General features: G+C 64.6%; 8 protein-coding genes. 7 read left to right on the top strand and 1 reads right to left on the bottom strand.

From position 1 onward, the window contains the following. From ACVOKU_RS04845 to ACVOKU_RS04830, 4 genes are all read left to right on the top strand, one after another. Positions 1-1213: DUF2345 domain-containing protein (locus ACVOKU_RS04845; protein ID WP_481559273.1), on the top strand; the 1213-nt coding region annotated here is incomplete at its 5' end. Between the two features lie 4 nt (positions 1214-1217). Beyond that, positions 1218-2123, top strand: a complete 906-nt coding sequence (locus ACVOKU_RS04840) for a DUF4123 domain-containing protein (protein ID WP_481559272.1) — start codon at positions 1218-1220, stop codon at positions 2121-2123. Then, positions 2116-5130, top strand: a complete 3015-nt coding sequence (locus tag ACVOKU_RS04835; protein WP_481559271.1) for a T6SS effector BTH_I2691 family protein — start codon at positions 2116-2118, stop codon at positions 5128-5130. The genes ACVOKU_RS04840 and ACVOKU_RS04835 overlap by 8 nt, the downstream gene beginning before the upstream one ends. Beyond that, the gene (locus tag ACVOKU_RS04830; RefSeq protein ID WP_481559270.1) at positions 5130-6071 is read left to right on the top strand and encodes a DUF6708 domain-containing protein; all 942 of its coding nucleotides are present in this window, start codon (positions 5130-5132) and stop codon (positions 6069-6071) included. Before ACVOKU_RS04835 ends, ACVOKU_RS04830 begins: the two co-directional genes overlap by 1 nt. Before the next feature lie 50 nt (positions 6072-6121). Here ACVOKU_RS04830 and ACVOKU_RS04825 read toward each other — a convergent pair whose 3' ends face one another. After that, positions 6122-6871 (bottom strand): hypothetical protein, encoded by a 750-nt coding sequence (locus ACVOKU_RS04825; protein WP_481559269.1) that lies wholly within the window; start codon positions 6869-6871, stop codon positions 6122-6124. 137 nt (positions 6872-7008) lie between these two features. Here ACVOKU_RS04825 and ACVOKU_RS04820 point away from each other — a divergent pair, with 137 nt between their 5' ends. From ACVOKU_RS04820 to ACVOKU_RS04810, 3 genes are all read left to right on the top strand, one after another. Beyond that, a complete protein-coding gene (locus tag ACVOKU_RS04820; RefSeq protein WP_481559268.1) occupies positions 7009-7950 on the top strand; it encodes a M15 family metallopeptidase in 942 nt (313 codons plus the stop codon). Positions 7951-8055: 105 nt separating this feature from the next. Next, positions 8056-8316 carry a PAAR domain-containing protein gene (locus ACVOKU_RS04815; protein WP_053518398.1) on the top strand — a complete coding sequence of 87 codons (261 nt, stop codon included), beginning with the start codon at positions 8056-8058 and terminating at the stop codon, positions 8314-8316. A 42-nt stretch (positions 8317-8358) separates the two neighbouring features. Next, positions 8359-9792, top strand: a complete 1434-nt coding sequence (locus ACVOKU_RS04810) for a hypothetical protein (protein ID WP_481559267.1) — start codon at positions 8359-8361, stop codon at positions 9790-9792. Positions 9793-9799: the final 7 nt, after the last annotated feature.

The following is a 9799-nucleotide window of genomic DNA, read 5'->3' as shown; positions in this document are numbered from 1 at the left end:
CCTGGAGGGCGACATCGACCGCCCGGTGGTGGTCGGTGCGGTGTACAACGGCCGTGGCCAGCAGGACGCGCAGCACAACCAGATCAACGGTGGCGGTGCCAACGCCACCGGTAATGCGGCGGCGTGGTTCGAGGGCAACGATCACGCGGCGGTGTATACCGGCTTCAAGAGCCAGGCGCTGGCCGACAGCCAGGGCGGGCAGGGCGGCTACCAGCAGCTGCGCTTCGATGACACGCCGGGCCAGGGTCGCGCGCAGCTGTCCACCACCCAGCACGAAACCACCCTGACGCTGGGCCATCTCAAGGGCGGCCAGGACAACGTGCGCGAGGGCGAGCGGGGCTTTGGTGTGGAACTGTCCACGCAGGCCCAGGGTGCACTGCGCGCCGGCCGTGGCCTGCTGCTGACCACCGAGGCGGGCACGCCGCAGCTGGCGGCGCCGCAGGCACTGAGCCAGTTGCAGGAAAGCCAGCAGCTGCTGCAGCAGCTGGCCGAGTCGGCAGGCAAGCAGCAGGCGCAGCTGCCTGGCGAGGCGGCCGAACTGCCGGTGGACACGACGCTGACCGAACTGCAGGAGACCCTGCGCGCCACCCACAGCGGCAGCGCGGCGGGCAGCATCGCCGGTGGCGACGGTGAAGCGCCGGGCTGGAGTGCGCCGGTCCTGCTGGGCAGTGGCGTGGCCGGCGTGCTGAGCCTGACCCCGGCCGACCAGGTATGGGTCAGTGGCACGCACACCACGCTGGCCAGCGGCGTGGCGCTGAACTGGATGACCCAGGGCTCACTGACGATGGCCGTGGCCGGCGGCTTGGTGCTGTACACCGCCGGCATGGAACCCAGCGGCGGGAGCCCGAACCAGGAACGCGGCATCGCGCTGCATGCGGCACAGGGCAAGGTGAGTGCGCGTGCGCACAAGAACCAGGCGATCGTGGCGGCCAAGACGCAGGTGCGCATCGCCAGTACCGAAGCGGACGTGCAGCTGTCGGCGCCGAGCAAGCATCTGCTGGCGACGGCGGCCGGGGCCTACATCCGGATCGAGGGCGACAACATCGAACTGGGCGCGCCGGGCAAGGTGGAATTCAAGGCGAGCCAGAGGGAATGGCTGGGGCCGGCGAGTGTGCCCGGTGAGGCGTCGAAGAACGAAGGGAAGCTCGCCCTGTGCCCGACCAAGGCGGCAAATGCCGAGCGCACGGGTGCGGCTGTCGTGGGAGTGGGCTGATGCCATGAGTTTTTCGCATAGGCACTTTCTCGAACACCCCATTGCGATCATCAGTGAATCCACACTTGGCCTGATCCCACTCCTGGCCCGGTTCCAGTGCCACAGCCTGGAACCGTCGGGACTTGCTTTGCCTGCCGGTGTCTGCCCGCATCTGGTCGTGCTCGATGGCGTGGATGCAGCACTGCGCCTTGCTCTGCTGGACGAGCTGGAACATCTTCATGTGGAGGGAGAACTGCGTGGGTTGCTGGCATTGCTTGGGAGCAGTGAGTCAGGAGAACGGGTAGCCGCGCACCTGCGCTCTGTAATGCTGAGACGCAAGCCCGGTAGTACGCGCTATTGGCTCCGGCTCCACGATCCGCGTGTATTCATGCATTTTCCCCGCATCCTTGACTCCCTCCAGCTGCGTGATCTGATGGGACCCATCAGCGTATGGTGGTGGCGCGATCCCGACCTCAATCGTTGGGGAAGCATCGACCGCCCAGCGGAAGCAGGACAGCCTGGCCAGGGCTGGACAGAGCGTCAGTGGGATGCAGTCTTCAGGATAGAACTGGTGAACCGTGTTGCGCTTGATGTAGTGCGCGCCGCCCCGCAGATGGCGGCCCATCCAGATCTTCATGAGCGCGCCGACGTGGCCTTGCGAAGAGCGATCGAACTGGAAGCGCTTGTAGTGCCGGAGGACCAGCAGGCATTCGCCGTGGACCATGTGATCCATGGAGAGGCGCTGTTCGCACACCCGGAAATGCAACGCTGCCTGCGCGACGTTCGCGAGAATGGCGCGACCTACGTCGGCGGTACCGTCGATCTGGACCTGTTCGCGCTCGCACGCGCCACGAATCCAGCAGCCCAGGCCGAACGCCCTTCCGGGCGGCACTGGCCGGAAAATGAAATCAAAGGAGTGAGAGATGTCTGACTTCAAGCCAGGTTGGTATATCGTCTCCGAACCGGATGCCGAGGGACGGACCACGCTCAAGTACTTCGCCGAGCGAGGTCTGGTCACCTGTGAGTGTTACAGCACGAGCGATGGCCGACAGATCTACCTCTGGGGTAACCGTGAGCGCCCGGCGGGACGAAAGGAGTCCTGGAAATCCACCTACAGGTTCGTCGCGACAGACCCCAATGGGCATTGGGACAACGAGAAGGTTGCTGCCAAAACCAACAAGGGTGCAGGCCAAGGGAAGGCGAAGGCGCTTTCCCCCTGTGAAGACCTGACCAAGCACTGCCCCGCCTGTGACCGGAAAGGCCTGCTGCTCATGCCATTGCGTTATGCGGTCGCGAGGGCGGACGTCAATGGCTGGGCGCAGGCCCCGAAGCTCGCTGGAAGTTTCGCCAGTGGTGGAAGCGCGGTGCCGCTGCCGGGAGCGCTTGCGCAATACACCCTGAGAACAATGCGCGAGGGTTACCTGTATGTGTTCAACGAGCGACTGGGTGCCAAGGGGTGGAAGGGTTACCTGGTAGATGCCAAGGGCTATCTTTCCGAGTTCGACGTGCACGCGTCGCAGCCTCCGAGCCTGGAAGCACTGGATAATGCGCCATGCGGTCGTCGAGCGACATCCGAGATGGCGCGCTGCATTCCCATTCCTGATGCGCACCTGCCTGGCAAGGTCGGCAACATCTGGATGGCGTTCTGCGATACGCCCTGGACCCCTGCCGTGCTGAAGGAGCACATGGACAAGCCTGCAGTGAGACAGGCGAACATGCGCGTGTTCGATGGTGCCGCGTGGTGCGAGTCCAAAGGCGCAGCAACGCAGTCGCATGCCGCGACCCTTGCCGCGAATCACGCCAGTGTTGCGGAGTTCAAGGTGGGAGGGGATCTGTTCGAGCGGATGATGCAGCCGATCAGCTTTGCCTGGCCGCTCGGGCTCAACGCCGTGCAACAGAACACGTCACCAGCGTTTGCCGACTCATTGAGTCCCTTCATCAGTGCGGTGGGGAAAGTTCCCCAGCTGCTTGAGGCCGCCAGGCAGGCCGGAAAGGATATTCCGGTCGCAATGGTTGCGCTTGAGGATCCAATAGGCATTGCGATGGATCTGAATGCCCAGATCATCCGACGGACCCATGCATGGACCAACGAACCGCTGCGCCGCTGGAAGAGGGAAAGCGCGCAGGCGATTGATGCGCTCGCCATGGCGGTGCGGCACAACGTTGTCCAGCGCACGAGCGAGACACGCTCGACTGTGGCGGGAATTTTCGGAACGTGGTTTCCCGCGCACTCAAGCGCGGTCTACCGCGGACGGAACCCTGGCGAGAAAATGGAGTACGCGGGCTACATTACCGAGGAGGAAGCTGATCGTCTCGGTACGGAAGCCTGGAATAGCGACCATATCGAGCTGTTCGACAATGCCAAGAAGAAGAACTACATCGAGGTCGAGTACCCCGCAGAGCTCTCCGCATTCGAGAAGGCAACCATCGAGCCGCTCGATGCGGCCTACCTCTCGTGGATGAAGTCGGATCTTTACAGAAATCACTTCATCTATAATTTCGACAGGCGGAACATCGACAGCGGCGTGGCCTATGTCCACAAGGTGATGCTGGTCATCACCGATGCCACAGCACGCGCCAGCGTTACCCGGTTCCTGATGGATCGCCTTGGTGATGACCCTGAGAAGCCAGGCTCCGTCGAGGTGCGTGCCCTGGCAGCCAATCAGGAGGAGATCATCAAGGGATGGGCAGCGGCCACCAAGGAGGGGGCCATGAAGAAGGATGGCGTCAGCTGGGCGGACGCGTCCGAGAAGATCTGGGGCGTGTTCAATTCCGTGCTGACCAGTGATGGCTACAAGGCGGCGATGGCCGGTGGCCCTGCGCCGGTTGGCGGAAAGTGGATGGAGGTGGCGATGAATGCCATCGCCAAGTACGCGTTCCAGATCAGCGGCCCGGTGGTCTCGAGGCTGAATGGATTCGGCAACGGTGCAGTGGGCTGGGTGGCGGCAAAACTGCCCGAGCGACGCATCATCTCTCTGCTGGGGGCGCTCGCCAAGACGGAGGATCCGAACCGGCGATTGAGGTTGATCGACCTGCGCACGGAGGCGACCCGCAAGCAGGCGACCCGAATGGTGGCCTCCGCGCTGGCAAGCATTTCCGGCGGAAACGAACAGCAGTACCGCAGCGCCGTGCGCGCATCGTTGGATGGAATCCAGGATGCGCAGGGGCGGCGCTACCCGTATCAGGCCCTCATGTTCGTTGACGAGGGCGAAGCACAGCGCCTGACCCAGTTGCGGGGTGCACAGCTCGATGCGCACATTTCCCAGTCGGTGATCGTACGGCACGAGGAATTCGATGCGCTGCTGCAACGGAATGTCAGGCGGGTTTTCGATCTTGATTTCAAGGCCGGCGTCGTCTCGAACATCTTTACCGCCTTCAGCCTCGGACGGGCGTGGGATGAGATGAAGAAGGCGAAGCAGGAAGAGAAGGACGTCAAGATCGTCAACTTCGCAGGTGGCGTCGCGGGATTGACTGGCGGCCTGATGGAGCTGAGCGCAGGCGTGGCGAAGAAGCACCCCTGGTGGGTTGGCACCCACGGCATCAGGTTGCGGGCACTTTCCGGGCAGCTGAGCACAAGGGCGGGACTGCTGGGAGGGCTTGGAAAGTTCCTTGGCGCCGCGGCAGGATTCATTGGCGGCACGCTGAACATCATCGACGGCTATCAGGACATCGGTCTTTCGCGAGGTTACGGCATCTGCATGATTGGCCTTGGTCTGGCCAGCATCATCGCCGCCATCCTGCTGTTCACCACCTTCGCCTTTGTCGGCTTGATCATCGGCCTGGTGGTCGCGATCATCACGTTGATTGTCGGCTACTTCAAGCCGACGAAGATACAGAAGTGGCTTGATGCCTGCTATTTCGGAAAGCACAAGAGCAAGAAATTCGAGGGTCTCCAGCAGGAGACAGAAGGCTTGAAGGCACTGAGTGAGGCGGATTGATGTACAGCGGCTGGATGCGCAGTTTCCCGACGGATCGCTTTCTCTCGGCACAGGAGAGCGCCTCGCGTTTCGATCCTCGGATCGCCGAGGATGTCGCACCTGACGAACGTGCGTCGTTGGTTCATTTCAACTCGACCTACATCGATCTGATCGACCGAAGGTTCCGCCTGCGCGGAATGGTCTCGACCACCATGGTCCTGCTGGGGACGCTGGCCCTGTTCCTGTTCGGTTTCTTTCTGCTTTTCACGCTGGTGATCCCGAACCTGGAAGGCGACTTCTGGGACTGGGTGATGTACGCCATGGTCGGCGTGTGCGTGGTCGGTGCCCCGGTGCTGTTCTGGCACACGACGCTGCGCTATGAGTTCTTCACCTATGTCTGGTATCCGACACGGTTCAACCGGCGCAACCGGACGGTCTATTTCTTCACGGGCGGGGAAGAGGGCGCTGTATCCGTCCCATGGGATGAGGCCGTGTTCTACATCGGGCAGGGAACCAGCCAGGTGTTCCTGCGCGACCTGCGCTGCAGCATCCTCGAAGATCGGGTGATCAAGCGCACCTTCGCGGTGGGCCATTACTTCGACGACGAACAGAAGATCCGCGGCATCTGGGAGTTCATTCGCCGCTACATGGAGCAGGGGCCGGCAGAGGTGGTCGATACCATCGAGGGTCGCCAGATGAACCTGTCCGTGACGCCGTCATGGCGCAACTGCTACCTGTTCGTGGTGGCCAGTCTCGGTCCCAGCCTGCTGGGCGCACGCTTCATCCTGATGCCCTTGCTGCTGCCCTTGGTGCTGTGCCGATGGCTGGTCCTTCGATCCTGCCGCGCGCCCGTGTGGCCACAGTGGGTGGAAGACGAGTGCGCAATCGATGCCAACGATCCTCTTCGGCTCGTGGAACCCGAGGTGATGGCGCAGTTCGAGCCTGATCGGCGTCCGCTCTGAGCGGGCCTCTGCGGCAGCTCCCTGCCTGCGTCAGCAGGCAGGGCTGAGGATCACATCGCCGGGCAGGCCGGATCCTTGCCGCTCACCGCCGCACAGATCCTGCGCCGGCAGTCCACGCCTTTCAGTGAGGTGGGGCTGGGACAGCTGCGCAGCTGCGCCTGGATGTTGGATTCGGTCGAGGCGGACTTCTTGCTGGCCACGCGCTCGAACGCGGCGCGCTCGTCTTCGGCGCGTTTGCGCTGGTCTGCTTCGATCTGGGCGATCAGATCATCCATGCTCTGAGGCTGGGCCTTGGCTTTCGCCTTGGCCTTGTCCTCTTCCTTGATGATGCCGAGCAGGGTGCCGAGCAGATTTTCATCGCCCTTGCCTGCGGTACCGGCGGCGCGACTGCTGCGTTCACCCGGCTGGGCGCCCCGTGCCCGTGTCGTTGCAGCGGTGCCGGTGGCTGCGGCAGCGCCTGCAGCAGCGGTTGCCGCGTCAGCGGCAGGCGCGGGCGGGCTCCCGGTGGTGGCCGGCAGCGCCGGCTCAGTCGGAGAAGCGGGTGCATCGACGATCATCGCGGCACCTTCACCCGGTGCCACCGACGGGGCGTCCGGGTGCCCGGTCACATGGCCGGTGTCGGGTGTCAGTGAATACTCGGACGGGTCGCTGTAGTCATTACTACCTGACAGACCCCAGGCGGTCAGCCCGGCGATGACGACCACGGCACTGGCCAATGCCAGCCACAGGACCGTACGGCGTTTGCCGCTGGACGGCGCGCGTGCGGCACGTGGCGACGCGGTTGCCTGCCGGCCCTCCATGTCTGCCAGAATACGGCCCGAATTCGGGGCCTGGCCCTTTGCCTGCGCTCCCCCTGAGAGCAGACTTGGCCGATTGATTCCGCCATTATTCAAGTGCATCCAGCCCTTGGTTTGAGTCGGCAACTGCCGAAGCGAATTTGCGCATTCTTAGTGAAAGCGGTTGGGGCGTCAACCAGATCGCGTGTCAGGGAGGACCGGTGTTGCCAATCGTGGTTGCTGCCATTGCCGTCGTACTGTTGGTGGCCGGCGTGTGCTGGGTGCTGTTGTTCCCCGAGACGGTCGAATCGCTGCGTCAGGCGATCGCGAAGCGTCTGGGCGGATTCCGCCGTCGGGCGGGGCAGGTGGGTGACCGGGTCGGCCACGGCGCCACCCGCGTGCGCAGTGGGGTTCGTGAAGAGGTCGGAGCCGTGCACGGCGCGCTGCGGCGTCACTGGCTCATTCTGGTTGTCGCCGCAGCGTTGCTGCTGATTCCTCCAATTGTGATATTCGTCACGCGGCAGACCGTGGTGCTGGAGGATTTCAGGGGCGATGATCTGGCGGAATCGAGTTCGATGGTCGCCCAGCTGCTACGCGGGGAGCGGCTGACGCCGCCGCCGCCGCCGCCGCCGGAGGTGTTCACCACTGCCGAAGTGCGTCGTCTGCGGCCCGAAATCGTCACGGCTGATCGCAAATGGGATCAGATCGATCCCGATCTGCAGCAGCGCGTGCTGGCCATCTATGAGGTCATGCGACGCCAGTACGGTTACGAAATGGTGCTGATCGAAGGCTATCGCAGTCCGCAGCGGCAGGCCGAACTGATGGCCGGTGGCAAGGCGACCCGGGCCGGTGCGTGGCAGAGCTGCCACCAGTATGGGCTGGGCGTGGACAGCGCACCGATCCGCGATGGCAAGCTGCAATGGGACATGGAAGATCCGTGGACCCGGCGTGGGTACTTCCTCTACGGCGAGCTGGCTGAACAGGCGGGCCTGGACTGGGGCGGAAACTGGCGGAGCATCAAGGACTATGTTCACGTGGAAATGACGGACCGCTGCCGCGCCGCCCGGGTGGCAAAGCGCGAGGAACTGTCCCGTCAAGGGTGATAACCGCACGGCGGTACTGGTATGGTTACGCCGATGGCCTGCGTCGTCGGGGGAACCGGGGGGCGATGGAACGCCGGGTCACACATGGATCAAGGAGCATGATGGATGGCACGACCGTTTATCGTCGTCGGTGACCCGCTCAGCCACGGAGGGACCGTGGTGGCCGGCACCGGACAGACCGACATCAATGGCAGGCCGGTGGCGCGCGTCGGCGATCGTGCGTTGTGCGCCGTGCACGGCGCCACCACGATTGTCAGTGGCGACGCGACAGTGCTCATCGACGGTCAGCCGGTGGCGCGCGACGGCGACCGCACCGCGTGTGGAGCGACGCTGGTCGCTTCGCAGGCCATGACCGGTCTGCGTTGACCTGCACGGTCGACAGGAGCAGCGCATGGAGCAGGGCAACTGATGACAGGATGGCTGGGCAAAGCAGCTTCGGTGGTGATGATCTTCGTCGCCACCTGGGGCGCGACGATTCTCTACTGGCGCAACAGCGGCACGGTACCGACCGGCATGCAGATGCTGGCCTACCTGGGCCTGCTGCCCGTCGGCCTGAGCGGTGCCGGCTTCATGCTGCGTGGCGCCGCGCGCCGTGGCGTCGATGCGGCGCTGGACAAGGCTGCGGCCAACGATGGGGAGCCGGTCAAGGGCAAAGGCGAAGCCGTCGCGACGAAGGTGATGGTGCCGCCATCGGTGGCGTTGATTGCCGGTGGCCTCAGGCTGGGTGTGGATCTGGATGCCCAATCATGGCTGGCTGCTGCCGCTGCGCCGCCGCGTCCGACGCTCGATGGCCGCTTCCGCGACAACTACAACCTGCCGGTGCGCATGAGCGCGGCGCAGGACCTCGATGAGTTCCTGGTGCTGCAGGCCCGTCAGGACGGCATCGACACCGCAGCCCACGAACGGCGTGCGCTTGCCCTGCTGCAGCCGGTGCTGGAGGAACTGCTGGAGGCAGCATCCGCGGTGCTGCCGGAAATCATGGCTTCCGAGGAAGTGGTGGTGGCCGGTCTGCGGCGTCGCGACGAACAGCGCGTGGAGAACGTACTGAGCGTCGAGCTGCTGGTGCCGGGCAGCTGGTCCGATGCGCTGCGGCCCTGGGTGCAGACATGGCTGCTGGAGCAGGCGCGGATGGCAGGCATCGATGCGCGCCGCTTCGATGTCCGGGTCACCTCGCTGGACGGCGCACGCGAGGTGTGGCCGCACCTGCAACGGGTGATCGACGCACTGGATCAGGGGGAGCCACGCTGGCACCTGCTGGTGTCCGCGTCTTCTTCGATCGATCCCGGCATCGTTTCCTCATGGCAGTCCTCCGGTGTGCTGGCAACCGCACAGAATCCGGATGGCCGCATACCAGGCGAAGGTGCCGCCGGCGTCCTGCTGGCGAGTCGGGGCGTTGCCCATGAAGGCGACGCGCGGCTGTGGCGCCCGCAACTGGTACGCGCCGAGCAGATCGAGGCAACCCGGCCGGCCGAACAGCGCCGTCAGCTGGCGACGCTCGCTGCGCAGTGGCAGCAGACGCTGGGCCTGGAGGGCGCACAGGCCCAGTTCGTGCTGCATGATGCCGATCACCGGGGCGATCTGATGGTCGATGCCGCCGCCATCACGGCGTCGCTGGCTCCCGACCTGGACTTCAGTCCGCAGAGCCTAGCGCTGGCGATCAGCGCAGGCGAACTGGGCCCGGTGCTGCCGTTGGCGCAGCTGGCACTGGCCCGCGCACAGCTTGACCGCCAGGCCGAGCCGGTGCTGTTGCTCGGCGTGGCCGACAACCAGCAGCGACTGTTCGGCCTCGTCGACCCTCTTCCTTCCCCGACGCAGGCGGCCGATGCGCCGTCGGCCCCCTGACTTCCTG

It is taken from the genome of Stenotrophomonas sp. STEN147 (genome assembly GCF_056757995.1).
The sequence above is the reverse complement of the archived record's forward strand: the minus strand, read 5'-3'. Positions and strand labels throughout refer to the sequence as shown.

Bases quoted from the DNA above. Each gene is read 5' to 3' on its own strand.
- ACVOKU_RS04840 (WP_481559272.1), top strand. From the start codon at position 1,218: ATGAGTTTTTCGCATAGGCACTTTCTCGAACACCCCATTGCGATCATC.
- ACVOKU_RS04835 (WP_481559271.1), top strand. From the start codon at position 2,116: ATGTCTGACTTCAAGCCAGGTTGGTATATCGTCTCCGAACCGGATGCC.
- ACVOKU_RS04830 (WP_481559270.1), top strand. From the start codon at position 5,130: ATGTACAGCGGCTGGATGCGCAGTTTCCCGACGGATCGCTTTCTCTCG.
- ACVOKU_RS04825 (WP_481559269.1), bottom strand. From the start codon at position 6,871: ATGGAGGGCCGGCAGGCAACCGCGTCGCCACGTGCCGCACGCGCGCCG.
- ACVOKU_RS04815 (WP_053518398.1), top strand. From the start codon at position 8,056: ATGGCACGACCGTTTATCGTCGTCGGTGACCCGCTCAGCCACGGAGGG.
- ACVOKU_RS04810 (WP_481559267.1), top strand. From the start codon at position 8,359: ATGACAGGATGGCTGGGCAAAGCAGCTTCGGTGGTGATGATCTTCGTC.